The 26,060-nt window shown below is 43.5% G+C and carries 12 protein-coding genes and 2 pseudogenes; 9 read left to right on the plus strand and 5 right to left on the minus strand.

The features are described 5' to 3' along the window. Positions 1–508 precede the first annotated feature (508 nt). The 9 genes and pseudogenes from TY03_RS04060 (at position 509) to TY03_RS04095 (ending at position 20,173) form a co-directional block, all read left to right on the plus strand. Complete coding sequence (locus TY03_RS04060) at positions 509–3,706, plus strand: SusC/RagA family TonB-linked outer membrane protein (RefSeq protein ID WP_042367658.1); 3,198 nt, start codon at positions 509–511, stop codon at positions 3,704–3,706. Between the two features lie 22 nt (positions 3,707–3,728). Further along, positions 3,729–5,471 carry a RagB/SusD family nutrient uptake outer membrane protein gene (locus TY03_RS04065; RefSeq protein WP_042367661.1) on the plus strand — a complete coding sequence of 581 codons (1,743 nt, stop codon included), beginning with the start codon at positions 3,729–3,731 and terminating at the stop codon, positions 5,469–5,471. Positions 5,472–5,749: 278 nt separating this feature from the next. Continuing rightward, positions 5,750–8,797 (plus strand): SusC/RagA family TonB-linked outer membrane protein, encoded by a 3,048-nt coding sequence (locus tag TY03_RS04070; RefSeq protein WP_052332386.1) that lies wholly within the window; start codon positions 5,750–5,752, stop codon positions 8,795–8,797. A 12-nt stretch (positions 8,798–8,809) separates the two neighbouring features. Continuing rightward, positions 8,810–10,426, plus strand: coding sequence for a RagB/SusD family nutrient uptake outer membrane protein (locus TY03_RS04075; RefSeq protein ID WP_042367662.1), 1,617 nt, complete (start codon positions 8,810–8,812; stop codon positions 10,424–10,426). 85 nt (positions 10,427–10,511) lie between these two features. Then, entirely contained in the window at positions 10,512–12,911 is a 2,400-nt protein-coding gene (locus TY03_RS04080; protein WP_042367663.1) for a glycoside hydrolase family 95 protein, read from the plus strand. A 256-nt stretch (positions 12,912–13,167) separates the two neighbouring features. Further along, positions 13,168–14,319, plus strand: a pseudogene (locus TY03_RS22800) (glycoside hydrolase family 88 protein); the annotation flags it as partial. A gap of 54 nt (positions 14,320–14,373) precedes the next feature. Beyond that, a pseudogene (locus TY03_RS22295) lies at positions 14,374–15,507 on the plus strand (DUF2264 domain-containing protein); the annotation flags it as partial. A gap of 26 nt (positions 15,508–15,533) precedes the next feature. Further along, positions 15,534–17,480, plus strand: a complete 1,947-nt coding sequence (locus TY03_RS04090; protein WP_042367666.1) for a heparinase II/III domain-containing protein — start codon at positions 15,534–15,536, stop codon at positions 17,478–17,480. After that, a complete protein-coding gene (locus tag TY03_RS04095; protein WP_042367668.1) occupies positions 17,477–20,173 on the plus strand; it encodes a glycoside hydrolase family 2 TIM barrel-domain containing protein in 2,697 nt (898 codons plus the stop codon). Before TY03_RS04090 ends, TY03_RS04095 begins: the two co-directional genes overlap by 4 nt. Positions 20,174–20,258: 85 nt before the next feature. On the opposite strand, the gene TY03_RS04100 is transcribed toward TY03_RS04095, so the two are convergent. Genes TY03_RS04100 through TY03_RS04120 form a run of 5 tightly spaced genes read right to left on the minus strand, consistent with a single transcriptional unit; the run spans position 20,259 to position 26,038 of the window. Next, entirely contained in the window at positions 20,259–21,524 is a 1,266-nt protein-coding gene (locus tag TY03_RS04100; RefSeq protein ID WP_042367670.1) for an ABC transporter permease, read from the minus strand. Between the two features lie 3 nt (positions 21,525–21,527). Further along, positions 21,528–22,811 carry an ABC transporter permease gene (locus TY03_RS04105; RefSeq protein WP_042369119.1) on the minus strand — a complete coding sequence of 428 codons (1,284 nt, stop codon included), beginning with the start codon at positions 22,809–22,811 and terminating at the stop codon, positions 21,528–21,530. Positions 22,812–22,829: 18 nt separating this feature from the next. Further along, positions 22,830–24,083 carry an ABC transporter permease gene (locus TY03_RS04110; protein WP_052332437.1) on the minus strand — a complete coding sequence of 418 codons (1,254 nt, stop codon included), beginning with the start codon at positions 24,081–24,083 and terminating at the stop codon, positions 22,830–22,832. 20 nt (positions 24,084–24,103) lie between these two features. Then, complete coding sequence (locus TY03_RS04115; protein ID WP_042367672.1) at positions 24,104–25,387, minus strand: ABC transporter permease; 1,284 nt, start codon at positions 25,385–25,387, stop codon at positions 24,104–24,106. A gap of 33 nt (positions 25,388–25,420) precedes the next feature. Further along, positions 25,421–26,038: a GIN domain-containing protein gene (locus TY03_RS04120; protein ID WP_042367674.1), complete on the minus strand. Its 618-nt coding sequence runs from the start codon at positions 26,036–26,038 to the stop codon at positions 25,421–25,423. Positions 26,039–26,060: the final 22 nt, after the last annotated feature.

Below are 26,060 nucleotides of genomic sequence, written 5' to 3' on the forward strand. Positions count from 1 at the left end.
TTTGGTACCAAAGAATAGGTATTCTTTGGTACCAAAAGTACGTATTTAACACACCGTTAAAATAGTTCTTTTGCAAACCCGATAAATACCAATGACCCCTACTGAACGAAAGTGCCCTACACAACCACAAAACAATGACTTGCAGAAAGCCTCACCCTATATTGCCATACATCTGTTATTTCTATCGGAGTGACATCAGACCACTTTACATTCGGTTCTCTATTTACTAATACTTGTGTTTTTATCAACTACAGAAATTTCGACACCCCCGTATTATCCATATCATAAGAAGCAGTCATTTTAAACATCAGTGTTTATAGCTTCCGGCTTACTTCAATTCAAATCTTCAGATCAATTTGTGATTAATGCTATTTTCATTAAAAACACCCATTTAAAGCATCTGTAAGGATAATCAATGCATATATTGAGGATAGAAATGACACTTCCTCGGAGGGTATAATCAATACATTTGCGGCGATTATTTACACTAAAATCTTTTTAAATATTTATGAAAAAGTACAGATGGGTTTTCTGCCCTTATCTAAAAAGGACGCTTGTCAGCGCATCTTTTATAATGCTGATTGCCGGAAACGGTTGGGCAGTATCTATGGAAAATGCAACTAAGACAATCACAGCAATCGAAGGCTCTCAACAAAACCGGAAAGTCACCGGAACAGTTACAGATGAAAAAGGAGAAACGATTATTGGTGCCAACGTAACAGTAAAAGGAAGTACCGTAGGAGTTATCACCGACCTGGATGGTAATTTCGCATTGGAAGTACCTGCCGATGCTGTTATTAGAATCTCTTACATCGGTTTTCTCCCTCAAGAAGTAAAAACACAAGGTAAAAATTCTTTCAAAATTCAATTGAAAGAAGATACCAAAACATTGGATGAAGTAGTAGTAGTAGGTTATGGCACACAGAAAAAGGTAAATATGACCGGTTCTGTTTCGGCTGTTAATGTAGAAAAGATGGCAGAAAGCCGTCCAATCAACAACCTATCGAACGCACTGGCCGGTATGGCTGCCGGTGTAAAAATCAGCACAACCAAAAATGCACCGGGTGATGACAATGCATCAATTCAAGTACGCGGACAAGGTACGCTTAACAACTCTTCGCCATTGGTTATTGTGGATGGTGTAGAAGGTTCTTTAGGTAGTATCAGCCCCAACGATGTGGAAACGATCTCTGTACTGAAAGATGCTGCTTCGGCTGCTATCTATGGTTCGCGCGCTGCGAATGGCGTTATCTTGATCACCACTAAAAAAGGTAAAAGCGGACAGGTACGATTTGATTACAACGGATATCTTTCTATCGAACGGCCAACAAAGATGATAGAACCCGTTAGCGACTATGCTACGTATATGGAGCTGATGAATGAAGGCTACCGGAACTCTGGAAAAGGAGTTGTATACAAAGACAACGACAACAACGGAATACCGGATGCATCTGAATTATGGCGCCAACACGCTAATGAGCCGCTATTGTATCCCAATACAGATGCCTATGACGTATTGTTCGGTAATACGGTAATTGCTCAGCAACACTCAATCTCGGCGAGTGGTGGTACAGATAAAGTAAATCATTACACATCATTTACCTACCTCAATAATCCGGGAGTTGTAGAGAACACCAACTACCAACGTTCGAGTCTTCGAAGCAACATCGACATGAAGATCAACCAATGGTTCTCTGTAGGTACCAACCTGAGCGGATATTACGGAAGTCGCAATATCAATGCCAATGCGTTGGATGATGTATTTAATTATGCCAAACAAACAACACCGGGTATGATTCACCGTCATCCGGATGGTCGCTACGGTGCACCCCACAATCCCGAAGATCCGGCTCAAAACAACGTTCTGACCCGACTTAACGACAAAGAAGGAGAGAATATTGCCCGTAACCTGCGTGCCCGTTTTTTTGCTACGATCTCACCATTAGAGGGACTTTCATTTACCGGTTCGTATACCTACGATTATTATGACAATGAACAGTGGGACAAACCCGTATTTATCGATCGCTACAACTTCCTTACCGAGACTTTGGCTAAAAGCGGAGAAGGACGCACAAGTATCAGCAATAAAACAACTCGTAACACACGAAATGCAATGGACGGAGTGGCACGCTACCAGAAAAGATTCTTTAAGAAACTTGATCTGAGCGTTATGTTAGGAGCCAGTCAGGAGCAATACGAAGAGCGCAAAAACAGTGCATCAAAATATGATTTGCTCGATCCGGCTTTGGATGTTATCAACGGAGCTACAGGAGATGCAAGTGCCAGTGGCGAACGCTATGGTTGGGCAATGCGTTCTTATTTCGGACGTTTAAACCTCGGTTGGGCCGATAAGTACATGGTAGAATTTAACTTACGTGCCGACGGTTCTTCTAAATTCGCATCCAACAAACGTTGGGGATACTTTCCGTCAACTTCGGTAGGCTGGAGAGTCGATCAAGAGAACTTTATGAAAGACATTGATTGGTTGAGCTCATTAAAACTGCGTGGTTCGTACGGTTCACTGGGTAACAACTCAATCGGCAATTACGATGCCATTTCGGTATATGGTAAGTCCAATTATATCCTCGGCAATGGGGTAAACATGGGATTGGCACAAGCTGCCATATCAAACACTGATTTAACATGGGAAAGTACCTATGTTGCCAACATCGGTGTAGACTTCGGTTTTTTGAAAAACAGATTGACCGGTACTTTTGATGTGTTTAACAAGCGTACGGCTAATATCTTAATTGATCTGCCCGCACCGGCAGTACACGGACATGCCACAATCCCCAAACAAAATAGTGCCGAGGTACTAAACAACGGTTTTGAAGTAACTTTGGGTTGGAGAGATCAAATCAGCGATTTTTCTTATTACGCAAACGCAAACTTTACATATATTACAAACAAAGTCACCAAGTTTAAAGGTACAGGTGTAGAAGGACGTTCATTGGATAACAATCGCTACATTTGGGAAGGACATAGCATTAATACACTTTTTCTTCGTCCCACAGACGGAATCATACAAGATCAAAATGATTTGAAGAAGGTACAAGCTATGCTCGATGCCGAAGAAGCAAGAGCAGCTGCGGAAAATCGCAAACCACGCAAAGTGTATTCAGAAGGAACTCCAGGATTAGGAGATATCTTATATGTAGATGCAAACAATGACGGAGTGGTCGATTTTGAAGACCGTAAAGCTTACGGAAGAGGACAAAGTGCACCGATTACTTACGGATTCGATGCCGGATTTAACTGGAAAGGTATCGACTTTTCGATCCTGCTACAAGGAGTGGAAGGAGCCAAAACGCTTTATACATACGAATATGAGACACGCGTTGAGGCTGGCTATATCATCAATAAAGAGATTGCCGAAGGTCGCTGGCACGAAGGACGCTTGGACGCAAACGGAAACATAGCAGATCCGGCAAAGTTCCCTCGCCTAAGCAGCTTCACTGATACCAAAAACAGTGGTGCAAGTGATTTCTGGATGGTATCACAAGACTACCTGCGTGTGAAGAATATCCAATTAGGTTATACCTTGCCCAAGCAATGGACCAATACGCTAAAAGTACAAAAACTACGTGTATACTGTAGTCTTGAAAATTTCTTCACAATAACAAGCTATCCGGGACTCGATCCTGAATCGGGTTGGGGATATCCAGCCATGAAGCAAGCTTCGTTTGGTGTTAACCTAAGTTTTTAATCCTAATAAACAGAACTGAAAGATGAAATTAACTAATAAAATGATACTGGCACTTGCGTTGGCTTCGTCGACGCTAACCTCCTGCTACGAGCTGGACCTGTATCCTCATGACAAAGTAAGTACGGGCGTTTTCTGGAAAACAGAAACACATGCCAAACAAGGCATTATGGGTGTATATGATTGTATGAAGCGAAAAGCAACCGCACCCAATGCCGGCTTTTTCGGCGAATACTATATGATGGATGCCCTTTCGGACATCGCTTTGTGCAACCCGTTTTCGACAATTACCAGTAGTGCATCGACTAGTCGTACCGGCGTTTATATGGATAAATGGCAGAATATGTACGACGGTATCGCTAAGGCGAATCATGCTTTGCAAAATATTCCGAAGATAGACGCTTCGGACGATAAGAAGAATATCTACCTTGCCGAAGCTCGTTTTATGCGGGGACTATTTTATGCTCATTTACTCGATTTTTACGGTGGAGTACCTATTTACGATGAAAGTTGGGTTTTATCGGAGACATTCGACAAAATGATGGAGCCTCGTTCTTCAGAAGAAAAAGTAAGAGAATTCATCATAAACGACCTTACTTTTGCAGAAACATATCTTCCTTATACATGGAGCAAAGAAGATTATGGCCGTGCCACCAAAGCGGCTGCCGTAGCTCTTCGTGGTAAAGTGAATCTGTATGCAAAGAATTGGGAAGAGGCTAAAAAAGATTTTGAAAAGTTGGTCAACAACAATGAAAAATATGGTTGTGCGTTGAATAAAGACTATGCCGAACTATTCAAAGTAGATACTGACGCAAATCCGGAAATGATTTTCTTCATCTCGAACAGCGGTGGTGTAGGCGATGCAAACGACGGTATGTGTATGGCTTTCTTCATGGGTACCCGTAGCTCTTTCGGAAGTGGATGGGCAAGTATGACACTCGATCCAGGTTTTGTAGACTCGTACGAAAAGAAAGATGGTACAGCGTTTAATTGGAATGATTATATCCCGGGTTACAATCAGATGAGCAATACTGAAAAGCTGAAAGCATTGAGTTGTGAACAGGATAAGAGCGGTGTTGTTGTCAAATATCCCGCATATCACGAAAAGATCAAAGCAGCATTTGCCGACCGCGATCCTCGCTTGTCGCAAACGTGTATCACCCCCTACTCTTTCTTTAATGGCTGGAACCAAAACAAACCTCGTAAAATGGAATGTGTATTGTTTTCTTCTGGATTCCCTAAAGCAGATAACGGATACATTGATGAAGGAGATAATAAATGGTATTGGTTCCGCAAATTTGTTCCGGAAGGCGATTGCAACGGACAAATCACGGACCGTAGCAATACACCGATTAACTTCCCGCTCATTCGTTATGCCGATGTGCTTTTGATGCTTGCTGAGTGCTACAATGAATTAGGCGATATAGACAATGCAGTGAAATACATCAATGCAGTAAGAAGTCGTCCATCTACGAATATGCCGGGATTAAACAGTGGTCCTGCCTGGTTGGAAGCCCGCTCAAAAGCAGAGGTACATAAACGTCTGATGCACGAAAGAGCAGTCGAGTTTGCAGGCGAAGGCATACGTTACAGCGATATACGTCGTTGGAGAGTAGCGGAAACTGTTTGCAACCGCATAGCTACTGAGATTCACGGAAACAAACGCTACGAGTATAAGTTCTCGAAAGACCGTGATTACCTGTGGCCTATTCCAGGTACCGAAATCGAAAAGAACAGTAACTTACTTCCCAACAATCCGGGTTGGTAATTACTAAATTAATCTATTCATAATAACGATAGGGTATTGCAGTCTGTTTATCTTTCTGCGATATCCTATCGTTTCATTTTAAATCAGAACAAGCAAAGTCTTTTAATAGCAAAATTTAAATAAACAATAATCTTTCCGGAATCATTTCTCATTAAAAAGCTGTTTCAAGCACCCACAAGGCTAATAGATGCACCTATTGAGGCTAATAATAGCACTCTTTAAAAGAAGACAACAACTAGATTTGCCACGATTAACAACAATTAAATCTTTTAATATTTATGAAACAAGAGAAATGGGTTTTCCATCCCTTATTTAAAAGGACACTTATCAGCGCCTCTTTGGCAATACTAGCTACCGGAAACGGTTGGGCAGAGTCTACAAAAAGTTCAACAGAAAAAGTTACGATAGTTGAAAACGTTCAGCAAACGCGTAAAATAACCGGAACCGTTACCGATGAAAAAGGAGAAGCAATTATCGGTGCTAATGTAATGGTTAAAGAAACAACGACAGGAGTCATTACCGATTTAGATGGACACTTCACATTAGAAGTACCTAAAAATTCAACTCTTCAAATTTCCTACATTGGATATACTTCACAAGAGTTGAAGGTAATGAACCAATCCACCCTAAACATTGTCTTAATAGAAGATTCCAAAAGTTTAGATGAGGTTGTTGTTGTAGGCTATGGTACACAGAGAAAAGGAAGTGTAGCCACATCTATTACCAGTATCAAAGGAGAAACATTACGAAATCGAGCTACCCCGACCATTGGCGAAGCTCTGCAAGGACAAGTAGCTGGTTTGACTGTTGTTGGAAATAGTCAACCAGGTAAAACCCCTTCTATCCAATTGCGTGGTGCCACTTCTCTAAACTCAGGTGGTTCTCCCTTGGTGTTAGTGGATGGGGTACCTAGCGACTTCAACTATTTAAACATGGAAGATGTAGAGTCTATCAATGTACTAAAAGATGCTGCTTCGGCTGCTATCTATGGATCAAGAGCAGCAAATGGTGTCATACTAGTCACAACAAAGCGAGGACAATCCGGAAAAGCTAATTTTCGCTATACCGGATCCATAGGCGTACATACCCCTACAGCACTACCCAAAACTTGTAGTTCGGCTGTTTACGCCCGTGCAATCAATGAAGCCGAGCGCAATGTAAATCGCGCCGAGATTTATAGTTCTGAAGACATTGCCCTCTATGAGAGCGGTGCAGATCCCAATCGATACCCCAATACCGATTGGCTCGGTTTAGCGATTAAGAACAGTTTGACAACTCGTCATGGAATAGAAGCCTCGGGAGGATCCGACAAAGTAAAATACCTGGTTAGTGGTGGATTAGACCATCAAACGGGAGTCTTCCCTCAAACCTCTCAAAACGTATTCAACGTACGCTCCAACACAGATATCGCAATTTCTAAAAAAGTAAATTTATCATTCGACATGAGATATCAACTTAGAAATTTAGATGAGTTACTCAACGTAGAAGATACCTACGGAAGATTAGTAGGGATGGAGCCTAACAAAGTTGCTTATTATACAGATGGAAGCTATGGTTATAATCCCGGTTTTTTCATCAATCCATTGGTGGATCTATATGAAGCCGGAAATAAGAAGTATGACCGACACGATGCTTCTGGTATTATGAAACTCGACTATGAAATCATCGATGGTTTAAAACTTACGGGAATAGCCAACGTAAATTATGTATTTGGAAATACGACTTCTCGCTCTCGCGAGCTACATTACAAAGATTTTTTCACACAGCAAGAGTATAAGGCATTGCAGAATGGCCTAACAGAAAAACGCGAATACAAAGCCTATTATAATTTACAAGCATTATTGAATTACAAAAAAACATTCGGAAAACATTCAGTAGATGGATTAATCGGATATCAGCAAGAAAACGAAAAATCAAACTGGATTAGCGCCGGACGAAGTGGTTATCCTACCGATCTGCTTTGGGTACTAAACGGCGGACCGAAAGATAATTGGAATAACGATGGAAATGCAGAACATTGGGCTATTGCTTCGGTAATAGGACGTTTGAATTATGACTATGCTAACAAATATATTCTGTCGGCTAGTTTTCGATCAGATGCCTCTTCTCGCTTCACGAAATCAAACCGGTGGTCTACATTCCCCTCCGTCGCTCTTGCTTGGCGTGTAAGTCAAGAAAAGTTCATGGAAAAAACAAGTAGCTGGTTAGATGACTTGAAAATTCGCGCAACTTGGGGACAAAACGGAGCATCGACCGGTTTAGGATTATACCCTAGCTACACAACTATTGCCATGGATGGTGTGGTATTAAACAATACATATATACAAACCGCAAAATTAGATAAAATAGGAAATCAAGAGTTGGGTTGGGAACGAACTGAGATGTTCAATGTCGGTATGGATTTTAAACTCTTGAGTAATCGGTTGAGTATTACAGGTGAATATTATATAAAGACTACCAATGAAATTCTTATTGGTTTACCCGTTCCTTTAGAATATGGTTTCGGGAAGCCCAACGTAAACATTGGTAAAATGAAAAATAATGGATGGGAAGTCGTAGTAGGGTGGAATGATGAAATCAATGGCTTCCGTTATGGCATTTCTGCTAACCTATCGGATAATGATAACGAAGTACTTGACCTAGCAGGTACCGGTCCATGGAAAGATGGATATACTGATGAAGGGCTTCCCTTTAAATCTATTTATGGTTATGAATCATTAGGATTATTTCAAACTGATGAAGAGGTAAAAAATGCACCTTTCCAAAATGCAAAAACAGGAAAAGGAGATATTCGTTATAAAGATCAAAATGGAGATAATAAAATTACAGCAGATGACCGTATAGTGATTGGTGATCCATATGCCCACTTCTTATATGGAGTTAATTTAAATGCTTCCTACAAGAACTTCGATATCAGTATGCTTTTCCAAGGAGTAGGAAAAAAAGATAAAATAATGAACGATGACTCTGTTCGTCCACTGAAACAATCAATATACGAGCATCAATTGGACTATTGGAGTGAAAATAATACCGATGCGAAATATCCAAGAATCTTAAATAAAGAAGATGCTGACCACAACTATCAGGTTTCTGATTTTTGGAAAATAAATGCCGGGTACTTAAGAATGAAGAATTTACAAATCGGCTACTCATTGCCTAAAAAGTGCTTAACGAATATCGGTTTTAGTAATGTAAGGGCTTACTTATCCGCCGACAATCTCTTTACTATATCCAATTTCGTTCCGGGCTGGGATCCGGAAGTCAGCAAGGCACTTACTTACCCTTTCTCGCGAACTTTCTCTTTTGGTTTAAATGTTCAATTCTAAATTCTAATCATTATGTTACATAATAAAATAGTAAAAATATTATTTATAATAAGTCTCGTACTCACATCCTCCTGCAATGATTTATTAACAACGCCACCATTAGATGCCATCGGAGACGAACAATGGTGGAAGACAAAAGAACAAGTATTGATGATGGTAAATGATTGTTATCGTGAGCTATACGGTCCTGCTGAAATAACTGACAGGGACTGTTTGACTGACAATGGGAAATACCGAAATGGACAGATTCCTGCTGTAGGAAATGGCACACACGACACACAGAATGGATTTATAAAAGGTTGTTGGGAGTATGCCAATATAGCCAAATTAAATTATGTATTGGAAGGTATTGAAAAATCAAAATCCTATATTTCGTCCGATGAGTATAGGCAGTTGAGCGCTCAAGTACGCTTTATCAGAGCATTCGTGTATTATGATATGGTATTCTATTTCGGTGATATACCATTGATTACAAAAACACTTAGCGTAAGTGAGTCACGTGAAACATCAAGACAGCCTCGTGCCGAAGTAATGGCTTTTATTTTGAATGAATTGGAAGAAGGTGTACTGAAAGATATTATTGTAGCTCCCTCCAAAGAGTCTGGACGAGTGAATGAAGATGTAGTCAATGCTTTCTTAGCTCGCATCTATTTACATGAAAAGAACTACGATAAAGTACTTCAATACACTAAAGCCATAATTGAAACCAATAAATATGAATTGTATTCTAATTACGAAGCCCTCTTCAGACCCAAATCGGACGGTGCTAACAAAGAGGTTATTTTCGAGAGACAATATAGTTATCCGCTCTATGTACATTCAGTAAATCGTGACTTGTCTCCGGTGTCATCTGTCTATGGCGGTTGGTCTCAAGCACATGCGCTACAAAATTTGGTTGATGATTATGAATGCATAAACGGGCACTCATTTAGTGACTGTGAAGGATTAAACTGCGAATACGTTGATAAGCGAAAAGCATTAGAGGCTGAAAAACACCGGGGAGAATATGATTTTAGAGACCCACGTTTACAAGCTACAATCATGTATCCTTTTTGGGAGTGGAAAGTAGGGGGAGTTGTAAAATCAGTATACGGAGTAGATGATCCCCAAAGTAAGGACTATGTGAAAACTGAAACACATATGACAGGCTATTTAATCACGAAATGGGTCGATCTGGAAGGAACAAATCCAGATAGAACAAAAGCTCATAAAAATATGACTATTATTCGCTATGCCGATGTGTTACTTATGAGAGCTGAGGCACTCATAGAAAAAAATAAAGATTTAAATGAAGCAGTAATTCTCTTAAACCGTATAAGAGAAAGAGCGGGGATGCCTCAAAACATAGTAATAGCAGATCAAAGTGTATTGCGTGAAAAAATGCGTCATGAACGTCGTATTGAACTCGCCTTTGAGGGGTTACGGTATTATGATATGATCCGTTGGAAAATAGGAGATAAAGTCCGCAAAGGAAAAGTTTACGGAGCACGAATGAAAGCGGTGAATGAAGCAATGGATCACAAATTTGTTGAAGAACGCTTCTGGGATGATAAGATGTATCTGTTTCCTATACCACAGGCAGCTATTGATCTAAACCCAAATCTAACTCAGAATAATGGTTGGAAATAGGTTCTCTCTAATGAAATAAAAGTATCTCCGGATTTATTTAAAAATAGACCCGGAGATATTAATTAACGAATCAATACATTGAAAGATGACACAAAGAGCAATAACTAAAATTATCATTTTCCTTTTTTCCATTTTTATTTCAAACTGCATATCCTATGCCTCTTCTGATCATTCGATGAGGCTTTGGTACAAAACTCCTGCCAACAGCCTATCTGTCGACAATCCTAGAGAATGGGCGAATAATAAAGAATGGCTCAAGGCTCTACCCATTGGAAATGGATATATGGGAGCTATGATATATGGAGATGTTTTTACAGAGAGAATTCAGTTGAACAATAAAACACTCTGGTCTGGAAGCCCTCAAGACGCTGATAATAAAGAAGCGCTAAAATCAAGAGATGAAATCAGACGTTTATTGCTAGCAGGAAAATATAAAGAAGCCGAATCGATAGCTGCATCAACACAAATATGTATAGGAGTAGGCTCTAATAGAGCAAATGCCGCCGATAAACCATTTGGGTGCTACCAAACACTGGGAGATGTATTTCTTGATTTTGATGATAAGACAATTTATACTGACTATCACAGAGAACTGGATTTAGAAAAAGCGATTGTTCGTGTTACATATAAAGTGAAAGGAAATAAAATAGAACGCTCCTATTTTGCCAGTCAACCAGACAACGTTATTGTGATGAAAATAACATCAACCCAAAAAGGAAAATTGAGCTTCAGAGTTCGAATGAATCGACCCGAACGATATGAAGTTGTAACAGACCAAGGTCAGTTATTGATGCGAGGAGTAATGAATAATGGCTATGAAGGTGAGGGAATGAAATATTGGGCTCGTCTAGATGCTTCCTTAGTCGGCGGAACCAAGAAAGTAGAAAATGGATGTTTAAGGATAGAAAATGCCGATGAAGTAACTCTTTATCTTTCATCGACAACTAATTATGTAGGACATCCTACCTATTTAGCTCCTGACTATAAAGAGAACACTGCCATTGTATTAAAAAAAGCAATGGCTAAATCATATAAAGAATTAGTACGCAATCATGTTAGAGATTACAGCCATTATTTTAATCGGGTTTCTTTGAAGCTTACAAACAACGTTAAAGACACAATACCCACCGACCTCAGAATAAGCGCAATAAAAAAAGGAAAACAAGATTTACATCTAGAAGAGCTGTTATTTCAATATGGACGATATCTATTAATAGCTTCTTCGCGCGAGGGCACACTACCTGCTAATCTGCAAGGGATTTGGTGCGAAAAGATACAATCGGCATGGAATGGAGATTATCATATGGATATCAACATTCAAATGAATTATTGGTTATCGCAAGTAACAAATTTGTCTGAGTTGTTCTTACCATTTGTCGACTTCATTGAATCGATTCAAGAGCCGGGAAAGCGTACTGCAAATATACATTATGCTTCGGAAGGATGGTGTGTTCACCCAATCGTAAATATTTGGGGGTTTACCTCTCCGGGTGAAGGGGTCAGTTGGGGCTCACATGTGGGAGCAAGTGGATGGCTCTGCCAGAATATATGGGAACAATATGCTTTTACACAAGATATCAACTATCTGAAACGTATTTATCCGATATTACAAAACACGGCACGATTCTATGCTGATTGGCTTTATTTAAACCCGACTACAAAGAAGTGGGTTTCAATTCCGTCTATTTCACCTGAAAATGCTTTCTTGTTGCCTTCTGGAGAAAAAGTAGCTCTGTGTGCAGGCGCTACACATGACCATCAAGTCATTCGTGATCTATTCCAAAACTACATAACTGCCTCTATCATTTTAAAGAAAAACGATACACTACTGACACGTGTAAAAAGTATGATAGACGATTTACAGCAAAATGAAATAGGGGTCGATGGCCGTATATTGGAATGGGATCAAGCCTATAAAGAAGCAGAACCCGGCCATAGACACATCTCTCATTTATATGCGCTCCACCCTGCCAATCAAATCACTCGCGATACTCCCGACTTATTTATGGCAGCTGGCAAAACATTAAAAGAGCGAGTTGCAAATATTAAAGGAAACACAGCATGGAATTTGGCTTGGACAAGTAACTTTGCTGCTCGCCTGGGTGACGCCAATTTAGCATACTCTTCGATCGAAAGACTTTTAAAGCATTGCATTATGGACAATCTATTTACTTTAGGACCTCCATTTCAAATAGAAGCTGGTTTCGGCATAACAGCCGGAATAGCAGAAATGCTCTTGCAAAGCCATACAAATAGTATAGATGTGCTACCTGCACTCCCCAAAGTTTGGATGCAAGGAGAAGTAAAAGGTCTATGCGCTCGTGGAGGATATGTGGTAGATATAAGTTGGAAACAAGGTAAACCAGAGAAAGTGAAAATTTACTCAAAAGTGAAAGATGGATCCATAAAACTTCGTTACAACGAAGTAATACGCGAAGTCTATTTACGAAAAGGTGAAACAAAAACACTTGAATACCCATTATAAAGAGTCGCAAGGATAATAAGTGCACATATTAAGGATAAAAAGAGATTTCTCAAAAAGAGAAAAAAAGTATTTTTGCACTGATTGATAGTTATATATAAACAATCCATATTGACAAATACAAAAGTAATATATTTATAATAAAGATTGGGATATCTCAGTTTGTTTATCTCTCTGCAATATCCTATCTTTATCATTTTAAAATCTAATTTATAGAATGAGAATCAACCATTTAAACCTCTTATTAGTAAGCGCAGTTATGTTGTCGCTATGCCAAGGAGTAAAAGCTCAACTGGTAAAAGAAAATGTTACGTTTGCCGAAAAACAGTTAGGACAGGCCATAAACGTGATCGAAGCAAGCGGAAAATGCTTGAATCCGGTGACTTTAAAGAAAGACGGTAGCGTCTACTATTGCGGCCATTCAGACTGGCGTAGCGGATTCTTCCCGGGTTCTGTATGGTATCTGTACGAACTGAGTGGAAATAAAAACTATCTACCGCTGGCTCGGAAATACACCCAAGCCATTGAGAAAGCTAAACACCTGACGTGGCATCACGATATTGGCTTCATCATTAATTGTAGTTTTGGTAATGGACTGCGACTGACAAAAGACTCCTCATACGTAGGTGTAATGGTCGAAGCAGCCAAATCGCTCACTACACGTTTTCGTCCTAAAGCAGGTATTATTCAAAGCTGGGAGGTTACAAGAGGTTGGATGAGCCAACGTGGCTGGGAGTGTCCGGTCATTATCGACAACATGATGAACCTGGAACTCTTGTTCGAAGCGACCAAGCTGACGGCCGATTCGTCGTATTACAAAATAGCCGTATCTCATGCAGACCGCACACTCGCCGAACATTTCCGTGCAGACGGATCCTGCTATCACGTTATTGATTATAGTTTGAAGGACGGTTCTGTACGCAACCGGCACACAGCACAAGGATATTCACATAGTTCAATCTGGTCGCGCGGACAAGCCTGGGCCATCTATGGTTTCTCGGTTTGCTATCGCGAAACAGGAGATAAAAGATACCTGGCACAAGCGATCAAAACCTTTAACTGCATGAAGAATCATCCCCGGATGCCCAAAGACCTGATTCCTTACTGGGATATGGATGCGCCAAAGATACCCAATGAACCACGCGATGTATCGACAGCCTCCTGCATGGCATCGGCACTGTACGAGATGAGTACATTCGATACACCCGATGCTGCATTTTATAAAATGTATGCCGATCGAATCATGGAGGCACTCTCCTCACCTGCTTATCGCTCTGCTGTGGGAGAAAACGGATGCTTCCTACTGAAGCACAGTGTCGGAAGCATTCCGCACGGTAGCGAAATTGATGTGCCGCTTAACTATGCCGACTATTATTTCATGGAAGCACTGAAGCGGAAGCGCGATCTGGAGACACGTAGCTCAAATATCGTTTCGTCAGCTACCGGTGCACAAGACCGTGCCGTTTGGGTAGAAACACTGGTTCGCCTCAGCGAACCGGTATTAACCAACCTCGCTAATGGTACGTTGAAACAGAACATGCCTTATGAATCACTCGCCGGCAATCGCCGGCGTTTTTCTCATCTGGAAGCCGTAGGGCGTACACTTTGCGGTATTGCTCCTTGGCTCGAACTAGGACCCGACCAGACACCGGAAGGTATGTTGAGAAAACACTATATCGAACTGGCTGTAAAGGGACTGAGCAATGCAGTGGACCCCAAATCGCCCGACTTTCTCATCTTTAATGAGCCTACCCAGCCACTGGTCGATGCAGCATTTCTGGCACAAGGACTACTTCGTGCCCCACACCAGTTATGGGACAATCTATCTGCCAAAACAAAAAAGCAACTGGTTGCAGCCCTGAAAAGCAGCCGCACCATCCGCCCCAATGAGAGTAACTGGCTACTCTTTGCCTCAATCGTCGAAGCTGCTCTGCTCGAATTCACCGGCGAGTATGATGCATCAAGATTACTCTATGGCGTCGACAAGTTCTGCAAGCAATGGTACGTAGGCGATGCACAATACGGCGATGGACCTAATTATCATTTTGATTACTACAATAGTTTCGTTATCCACCCCATGCTGACCGATGTATTAACGGTGATGAATAAGCATCAGATAGCCGGATACGAGCAATTAGCCCAACAACAGAAACGTCTGACACGTTATGCCGAACAACAAGAACGCTTAATCTCTCCCGAAGGCACGTATCCGGTAGTAGGCCGTTCTATCGTATACCGCACCGGTGCTTTTCATGCATTGGCACAGGCAGCACTTCTTCACCAACTTCCTTCTACGGTTTCTCCGGCACAAGTACGTTGCGCACTTACAGCAGTGATACAACGCCAATTTCAATCGGCCGATAACTTCGATGCAAATGGTTGGCTGCGAGTGGGCTTCACCGGGAACCAACTCACTATGTCCGAAGCCTATATCAACACAGGCAGTGTATATCTCTGTACCGTTGGCTTACTTCCTCTCGGTCTACCCGCTACCGACTCATTCTGGAAAGACCCCTATTGCGAATGGACCAATGCAAAAGCATGGAGCGGCAAGAGCGTAAAAGCAGACAAAGCACTGTCGGATAGAAAAGCCAACTGATCATTTACTAATTGATATCTTGAACCATGAAAACGCAATCATTTATTCTCTCTCTTTTACTCTGCTTGCTCAATATACCGCAGATACAAGCCTATACGGAGCGGAACTTACTGCAGAAAAGCATTGCCTCGCCTGACGAACTGAAACCACTCTTAATACTTAACCAACGGTGGGTACCCTATCCCGAATACAGCGACCGGGAAGGGTGGAAACAATTACTTAAAGAGCACCGGGAAGCGTTGATAACGCAAGGCGAAAAAGCACTGAAACACGAGTGGAAAGTAGTCAAAGCAACCGATTATCTGGAGTTTGAACGTTCAGGCAACAGAGCGATTATGGAGACCCCATTGGGCGAAAATAACCGGGCGCTGGTACAGCTCTTTATAGCCGAACTGGCCGAAGGAAAAGGACGCTTCGTCGATCAACTGATCAATGGAGTGTTTCAAGCCTGCGAAATGACCTCTTGGTCGTTATCTGCCCACCTAAACGCACAACGCTCAAGACGTAGCTTGCCCGATTATAAAGAGAACATCATCGATCTTACCAGTGGCGATATGGGAAGCCTTCTGTCTTGGGTGTATTACTATTTCCACACAACATTTGACAAGATTAACCCCGCTATCTCCGAGCGACTAGCCTTTGAATTGCGCAAGCGTATTCTGGATCCTTACATGAACGAAGATCGTTTCTGGTGGATGGCGGTCAACTACAAACCGGGAAAGCTGGTCAACAACTGGAATCCTTGGTGCAACTCCAACGCACTACAGTGCTTTCTTCTATTGGAGAATGATCCCGACAAACTTGCAGCAGCCATCCATCGATCCATGGTGTCGGTCGATAAGTTTCTCAATTATACCCACAGCGACGGAGCTTGCGAAGAAGGTCCATCGTACTGGGGACACGCTGCCGGAAAGCTATACGACTACCTGCAACTGTTATCGCTCGGAACCGGTGGTAAGGTATCTTTGTTTGATCAACAAATAGTACGTAACATGGGCGAATACATTGCTCGTTCGTATGTAGGAAATGGTTGGGTCGTGAACTTTGCCGACGCATCGGCCAAAGGAGGGGGAGAAGCACCACTCATTTATCGCTTCGGAAAAGCCGTAGATAGCGACCTGATGAAAAGTTACGCCGGCTATCTGAATGGAAAGCTGAGTACGGAAGAACGAAACAAAGAGGTGCTATCCTGGGGTAGGGATATTTTCCGCGGATTAGAATCTTTTCGCTTCGAAGAGGAATTAAATAGTGTTCAAACTCCGTTTGAAGTACCGTCTTACAGTTGGTATCCGGAAACGGAATTCTGCTATATGGCAAGCAAAGGCGGTTTGTACTTTGCAGCCAAAGGAGGCTATAACAATGAGAGTCACAATCACAACGACGCAGGTAGCTTCTCACTCTGGCTCCATACACAGCCGGTAATTATCGATGCAGGCGTAGGCACCTACACCCGACAGACCTTCAGCAGCGAGCGTTATTCGATCTGGACCATGCAAGGCAATTATCACAATCTGCCGATGATCAACGGTGTTCCGCAGCAGTTCGGTAGCCGCTTCAAGGCTACGGAAGTTCAATTCAACCCTAAAAAACAGACCTTCTCGGCACAACTGGCAACAGCCTATCCGGAGCAAGCTAATGTAGCCGATTGGGTACGGACATATAAGCTAACCAAAGAAGCGTTGCACATCACCGATAACTACCGGCTGACGGAAGTTAACGATAAGAACCGCATTAACTTCATGAGCTGGGGAGAGATTGACAACAGTACTCCCGGGAAGGTAAAAATAAAAACCGGTGATGCACAAGTAGTACTCGAGTACAATAAACAGACCTTCGACACAGAGATAGAGACGATCCCACTCTCCGACCCTCGTCTGTCAACCGTATGGGGAGCAAAAATTTATCGCATCAGTCTGGTGGCTAAAGAGTCAACCCAGTCGGGCACATACACATATATAATAAAGAAGTTATGAATAAAAGACACCTCCTATTAAGTATCTGCTGTTTATTGGGTATGCTGCTGCATGCCCAACCCTCGGCCGTTTCAACGGCAGGATTCTACGAATTAGAAAAGAGCGGAAGAGAAGTTTACAACATGAATCAAGGATGGCGATACTGCAAAGGCAAACAAGCAGAAGCGTCAAAAGAGAGTTACAACGATGCTGCATGGACCCGCGTATCGCTTCCTCACGGATTAGAGTTACTACCCGAAGAGGCAAGCGGCAACATCAACTACCAAGGAGAAGCATGGTATCGCAAAACCTTTGTTACCCCCGTGGCATTGAATGGGAAAACCACCTTCCTGCACTTTGAGGGAATCATGGGCAAATCAAAAATCTTCCTGAACGGTACCTTACTTAAAGAACACTTCGACGGTTACCTACCCGTTACTGTCGAAGTAACCAACGCACTCCGTCCGGCAGGCGAAAAGAATGTATTGGCGGTATGTGCCGACAACAGCGACGATCCTACCTTTCCACCCGGAAAGCCTCAACAAGCATTAGATTTTACGTACTTCGGCGGCATATACCGCGATTGTTTTCTGATTGCACACCAACCGGTGTACATCACCGATGCCATGTACGAGGAAGAAGTAGCAGGCGGAGGCGTGTTCATTCATTTCCCCGAAGTTTCGGAAAGCCGGGCAAAGGTGGGTGTGAAAGTTCATGTACGCAATGCCACCAAGAAAGGTTTTACGGGTAAGCTGCTATTGACGCTGAAAAACAGCGACGGTACTGTAGTTGCCCAAGAGCATCAAACCATCAAACTGCGTGCACAAAAGGCCAATCACATCGAAACCGAACTAACCGTTCTTCACCCAGAATTGTGGTATCCCGATGCACCCGCTCTCCATCACCTCGAGTTGAGAATTGCCGATGCCTCAGGGACTGTTATAGATGGAATGGTGCAACAAATCGGTATCAAGAAGATAGAGTATAGAAAAGGAGAAGGACTGTACATGAACGGAAAGCCTTATACCGATAAGCTCATCGGCGTCAATCGCCATCAAGAGTTTGCCATCATAGGCAATGCCGTGCCCAACTCTCTTCATTGGCGTGATGCAAAGAAGTTGCGTGATGCCGGTGTACGGGTAGTTCGCTGTACACAATACCCGCACGATCCGGCGTTTCTGGATGCTTGCGACCGTATGGGTATGCTCGTGCTGCTACCCATAGCCGGATGGCAGTTCTGGAATAACGAGCCGATATTCGCACAGCGGGTATATACGCATATTCGCCGATTGGTGCGTCGCGACCGCAACCACCCTTCGTTGTTTATCTGGGAACCGGTACTCAACGAAACCCATTTCCCTCAAGACTACGCTCACCGCGCCAAACAATGTGTCGACGAGGAGTTTCCCTACGAGAAAGCATTGTCGGCTATCGATCCGGGCTCAAAAGGAAGCGAAGTGTTTCCGGTTATCTTCACACATCCGCAAGCTGTGTCGGGTGGTAAGAGCTCCATTTACAATGCCGGCAATATCGACCCTGCCAAGATGTACTTTACACGCGAATTTGGTGATAATGTAGACGATTGGAACTCACATAACTCGAACAGCCGCGTGCACCGTTCGTGGGGCGAGGTTCCCATGCTCGAACAAGCAGTGCACTATGCCTCTCCCTCCTACACCTATACTTGTCTGGAGACACTCTATGAAGCGGGAAAACACCATGTAGGCGGAACCCTGTGGCATGCCTTCGATCATCAACGGGGGTATCACCCACAACCTTTCTACGGAGGTATCATGGATGCCTTTCGTCAACCCAAAACGTCGTATTACCTGTTCATGGCACAACGACCGCCCGTAAAGAACGATGCTCTGCCTGCAGCTACCGGTCCAATGGTCTATGTAGCTAACGAGATGACACCCTTCTCGCCCGCCGATGTAACCGTATATTCTAACTGTCCCGAAGTACGCCTGACTGTGTTTGCCGACGGAAAGCGTTACGAATACCATCGCTCGCAAAGCTCCTTGAAGATGCCATCGCCCATCATCACCTTCAAAGATGCCTATCACTTTATGGAGCTAAAAGCACTGGCGCGTGCAGGGAAGCAAAAGGATATCTTTTTGCTCGCCGAAGGATTAATAGACGGCAAGGTTGTAGCCACACACAAACGCATCCCCTCTAAGCGCCCCACTACCCTACGCCTACGCATAGACGATGACGGATGCCCGCTAAAAGCCGATGGCAGTGATATCGTAACCGTCATAGCCGAAGTGGTAGACAAAGACGGAGCAGTAAAACGACTCAACCACACCTCGGTAAAATTCACGGTAACAGGCGAAGGACGCTTGCTGGGCGACGAAACCATCGAAGCCAACCCCGTAGATGCTCACTGGGGATCGGCTCCTATCTTGCTGCAAGCTACCGGGAAGCCGGGAAAGATCACCATTCGTGCTGAAGTATTCGGTCACGGAGTACACTCCATTGCAGCCGATGAACTGGTCTATACCTCCGTTCCGGCTAGCGGAAAATATCTTACTTTGCAGGGAGAAGAAGAACAATCGTCGGTGACCCCTACTGTCGCTACAGGTACTACGCAAGCGAACAGTTCAGAGGTCAAGTCCTTAAAAGAAGAGGTCGATCAACTACGCAAACGCCTTTCAGAATATGAATTGCGTGAGGTAGAACGTCAACAAGATGATTTCGGAGAACAACGCTAACCAAGCAAAAGAACAGCGATAATAAAAAAAGGAAGCATCCCATACACGGGTGCTTCCTTTTTCTTTAGTATACTCAAAGTCTTTATTACTCTTCGTGCAAGGCTTCCGCGGGCTGAATATTCATTGCCTGCCGTGCCGGATACCAGATACCGACAACAATCATCAAAGCCATCAACGCATAAGCTAATAATGTGCCCACCAAGAAACGAACTATATCAAACGGCATACGCGAAGTTTCAACTACTTCAGCATAACCTAAATTAAAAGTCACTATCATAGTCGGAAGGACAGCAAACGTAAGCAATAGCAGACCTTCAAAAATCAAACGCTTGAAGACAGCCGATCTTGAAGCACCCAACGCCATGTGTAATGCTACCTCGGAACGGCGATGCTGTGTACGAAACCAAAAAGTACCAATAACCCCCAGAAAGATGTTAAGTAATAAAAAAAACAAGATGCAGCATTGGGTACGCAGTTCATTCATGTTATCCATTTCATGTGCCCGACGGATGTCATTCAACGATTGAAGATCGAGAATATAAATATTACCGACCTGGTATAATTGATCGGCATATTCCATCAAGCGATCGGCAAAGCCGTTAGTATAGCCCTCACGCACACGAAGGGAGACTTCAAGATAACGTATTGCGCCCATGGCTTTGATACTGCCATCAAGTAAATAAGTCGCTATATACCGACTCTCCCAATGTCCTGCAGGCGTAAAATGATCATAACGAACCGGTTCGCTTAGTGCAGCAATTCGATACTTGGGAGCCTCCTTGTTGCTACCTACTTGCACCATCTGTCCACGCAAAGCCTCCCCGTGTACAGGGAAATTAGGAGACTGATCGGCCACATCGACTGACGCCACTATTGTCTGTTCTTCGAGTGCATCATCCAAACTTTTACTACCCGATCCGTCTATATTCTGATAGCGAAAGACTTGAAAGAAGCCGGGAGTTATCCATCGATGCAAAGAACTGACCGAAGTAGAATCTATTGTGAAACCGATTCCATTGGAACCATCATTATAAGGGATACAGTTTTGCAAAATGCTCACAGCTTCTACGTCGGGGCGATGTGCTAAGCGATCTACAATCTCCTTCAGCGCTTCCAGATCATCGTCAATCGTCAAGTCGGGTTGATAGAGAACCGATTTGGGGGTAAGCCGATTCAGTCTCATCACATACGTATGCTCTATATCAAACCCCATCGGTGCGAAATAAACCCGTGTCGTTACGTACACCATATCGACAATGAACCACAATATGATAAATACCAGACAAAGTTCTGCCCACAAGAAGGTATTGCTCTTACGTTCGTTCTTTATTTGTTTCAATATTGATTTCATAGTCTATCGTTGGTTTAATGCATCGGTAATATTCATTCTTGATACTCTCCAGGCAGGGATACCTGCCGATAGTAGATTAAGTAATAAACAAAATCCAAAAGCAGCCAAGAAAAGTAGTGGACTCAGCAGCATATCACCCGCTAATGAAAAACTACCCATACGAGCTGTATTCTCGCTATTGCCAAACAGAAAATCACTCAATAGAAACGTAGTAACATAACTCAGCCCCAGCCCCAATACTCCGGCAAGCAAGGTAAGCAGCAGACTTTCAAGAAAGACTTGCCGCAACAGTTCATTTGCCGTTGCACCAAATGCTTTTCGTATCCCCATCTCGCCCATACGCTTGCGCATACGCGACAACGTCATACTACTCAGATTGATAGCAGGTACCAGTAGCAGCACTGCAATAATCAAAGCAAACCGAAGGAGTAACATCACGGTGTCGGGCTGTGCTTGTCCCCATTTGCGATAGAGGTAAACGAATTGTGTATCTGGCTGTCCTCGATAAAATACCTCCGAATCTTTCAAACCACTATTGTATTGCTGCCTTAACTTATCGACTTCTGCTCTGATAATCGGAAAGTCATCGGGCGAACGGGCCAGAATAACCACCCGCATCGCACCCATAACAGTACCCCACCAGACCAGTTGAGTTGTTTCGGTCGAGGTATAAGGAATCCAAATCTGGGCATAAGAAGCAGTTGCTAACTTCGATACCTCTTTCACTACTCCGGTTACCGTATAGTCGGCATGATTGAGTTGCAGGGTTTGCCCCACTACGTCAGTCGTTCCATAGATTCTGCGAGCTACCGTTTCGCTGATCACTGCCTGAGGTAATCCGCTACTGAAAGCAGCTGATGAATAAGGTTTCCCATCGATAAACTGGAATTGGAATACTTTCCAGAATGCCTCATCAGTCTCCAACTTATCCGCAGTCATCTTGTTACCTCCAGGTACAGACGCACGTACCTTTTCGTTGATCGACATAACCGTTACTACCTCGGGTGTAGTTAGTGCCTTGAAGCACTCACGGGCAGTAACAACCGACATCCCTCCGTTAGAAGAGTTCCCACTCGTATCACCTTTCATCCGTACCGACATCGATTTGACATAGAGTGAGCGGGAACGATTCACCTCAGGTACGGAATCTACAACACGCACTTGCAACACCAATACAATCACCATAATCATACAAATGGCCAGCGCCGTGCCTATTACAGAAACAAGACTGATAAGCTTGTCTTCTTTGAGTTGATATAATGCTTGTTTAATATATTGTTTAACCATCTTCATTCTTTGGTTTCGTTATTCTTCGTGCAAGGCTTCCGCGGGCTGAATATTCATTGCCTGCCGTGCCGGATACCAGATACCGACAACGATCATCAAAGCCATCAATATAAACGTAACGATAGCACCAATCAGTAACCGCGGTATGCTCCAGTCGATATTCCAGTTATCCGTCAGATCGACATGACCGATGGTATAGCAGATGATCAGTGCCGGAAGCATGGCAAGCGTCAGCAACAACAATCCTTCTCCATTGAGTCGAGTCCATAAGCCACGGCGAGTAGAGCCCATTGCCATACGCAAGCCTAGTTCTGCACGACGTTGTTGGGTACGCAACCAAAAGGTTCCGATGATGCCCAAAAAGATGTTGACCAGCAAGAAAGCGATCATCCACATGCGGGTTCTTACTTCGTTGACCGAGCTGATCTGAAAGGATTCGCGTATCTTACTATAAGGTTTGATATTGAGAATAAATACATTCCCTACACTATACTGTGCATCCGATGCTTTCATTATCCGCTCTGCAAATCCGGCATCGGTTCCGGGTTTCACACGGATACTAAATTCAACCCAGCCAATGTAGTGAGGACTCAAGTCGGTCATCTCCTCTTCGGTTATCAAGACAGCAGCGTAACGGTCGCCATAGTTTGACCAAAAGTCATTGTAACGCACCTTTTTCGTAACAGCTCCGATACGATATACTTCGGTGGAGTCGTCGAGATTACTGATTTCTCTGTTGAGTAACGTACGGTCTCCTTTGTATCGCAGGGGAAGAAAGTTCTCCGAAACCACCAACTGCTTCTTTTCAAGAGCTGTAGAGAGTGTTTGCCAACCACTACCGTCTACGTTTTCATAGCGAAACACCCGGAAGAAATCTTTGGTCACGGGACGGCGTAGCATAGTAACCGAAAGTGTATCGACGCGCAGGCTTATGCTCGAATTGCTACCCGTATACGGGCGAGAATTCTGCGAAATAGCGACCGCCTCTACTTCGGGCAATCGGCGTAGGCGATTAACTATTTCGAGCACATCGAGCCCGGCCTTATTGCGGTGAAGCGTATCGGGATTATACGTACTACACTTATCGGTTTTGACCGACAAACGCATCAAGTACGTGTTCTCAATGTCAAAACCTACAGGCTCGTAATAGGTACGGGCACTCACGTAAGCCCAATCGACAATATACCACAACACCACAAATACCAGCAATAATTCAGTGAACAGCCAAGTATTGCTCTTGCGTTCGTTCCATAACTGTTTCAATAATAATATTATATTCATCATTCAGGGAGTTAACGTTGATTTAATGCATCGACAATAGTGGTGTGGGTAGAACGCCAAGCAGGTATGCCGGCACTCAACAGATTCAACACCAAACAGAACAGTAATGCAAGCAAGAAGACTTGCGGACTAAACAATAAGGAAGCACTCACGGTATTGGTTCCGTTCATCGAGGCAGACATCACGCTGCCAAACAACATATCGCTCAACAGGATCGTACTCGCATAGCTCAGCACCAATCCCACAGCTCCTCCCAGCAGAGTGAGCAGTAGGTTTTCAGATAGAACCTGTATCATCAGTTCGCTACGTGTAGCACCAAAAGCCTTCCGCACACCGATCTCGGGCAGACGCTTACGCATACGCGACAAAGTTAACCCCGACAAGTTGATGGCCGGAACCAGCAACAGGATAGCCATCGAAACAATCAGCGTAATGACGGCTCCCTTCACATCGGGCAGGTTATTGGCACTATATCGATAGGAGGAGATAAAATAAGTATCGGGCTGATTCATGTATTCGACTTGATAATCAGTCAATGTTGTATTATACAGCAGTCGAAGACGATTGCACTCTTGACGAATGGCAGAGAAATCGGCAGTCGAACGAGCCAGAATATATACGCGCATCGACCCCATAATCCCATTGCTCCATGTATCATCAGTAAGATTGGTACTTGTAAACGGTATCCATGCTTGCGCATACGCTCCTTCGGTTAGTTGAGATACGTTTTTCACTACGCCGACAACCGTATATTCGGCATGATTCAGTAAAAGTGTCTTTCCTACCGCATCGGTCGTTCCAAAAAGTTTGCGGGCTATTTCTGCAGTAACCACTACGCGAGGCAATCCGGACTCAAAGTCGGCTTCCGTAAAGGACTTCCCACTTAGAAAGGCAAAGTCGAACACACGCCAATAAGCTGCATCGACTTGTTTTACATCGCAGCTAATCTTATCGCCTGCAGGAAGCGAAGCAAGCATTTCATCCGCACTCCATCCCGTAACGGATACCGCTTCGGGAATCGTTAGTTTCTTAAAGCACTCTTTAGCAGTAGTATACGACATCAGCCCGTGGCTCTTCCATCGTTCATTGCTTTTGCTGGCACAACGTATCGATTTGACTAGCAACATCCGGTCGCGGTTGTTCTCCGGTGCCATCGGTGATATACCGGCACGCAGCGTAATCACAATCACCATAATCATGGCAATGGCAAAGGCTGTTCCGGCAATGGATATGATACTCAGCAGCCGGTTTTCTTTGAGCAGATGAACCGCCTGCTTAAAATAAAGCTTTATCATAATTCTATGCGTTGATTATTCAAACCTACAAACTTACTCCTCAACAGTTAATTTCTTCGTATTCACACTGCCAATCCCATCTTTGCTTATCTGCGCCGTTTTGGCCTGACCCGACAGCGTTACGCTACCAATACCGTCGACACTCGCCCGCAGGTGATCACAGTTGAGGTGGATATCGGCCTTTCCTACTCCCTCCATCTTCAGTTGAAGGTTTTTGCAAGTGAGGTCGTTGATGCGAATACCACCCACACCCTCGAATGCGAGTAGCAGATCGCTCAGTTTGAGAGGCTGGGTACTGATGAAATCGCCCACACCGCTTATCTTGACAGTCGACAAGGTCGGTGCGGTGATGTAGTATTTCACCCCTTTCATCTTATTGTTTCTCTTGCCTTGTTCCTGAATACGGATCACTAAGGTGTGGTTCTTCACCTCGGTCACGAGCTTTGCCAGATACTTCTCCGGTCCCTCCATGCGAAAAGAGCAATCATCGGATTGAGTAAAAATGATGTCGCCCACTGCCTCCATACGGATGGCGGAGAAGGTAGATACCGCCTCGTTGCGGACAATTACTTTATCAGACTGTGCATAGATGGGGAGCAAAAGTGCGCCTATGAGCAACAGGGTTGCAATTAGAAATAGTTTGGTATTCATTTTTTTCTTTTGTTTATTGTTG

Source organism: Bacteroides neonati, assembly GCF_000499785.1.
Taxonomy (GTDB): domain Bacteria; phylum Bacteroidota; class Bacteroidia; order Bacteroidales; family Bacteroidaceae; genus Bacteroides; species Bacteroides neonati.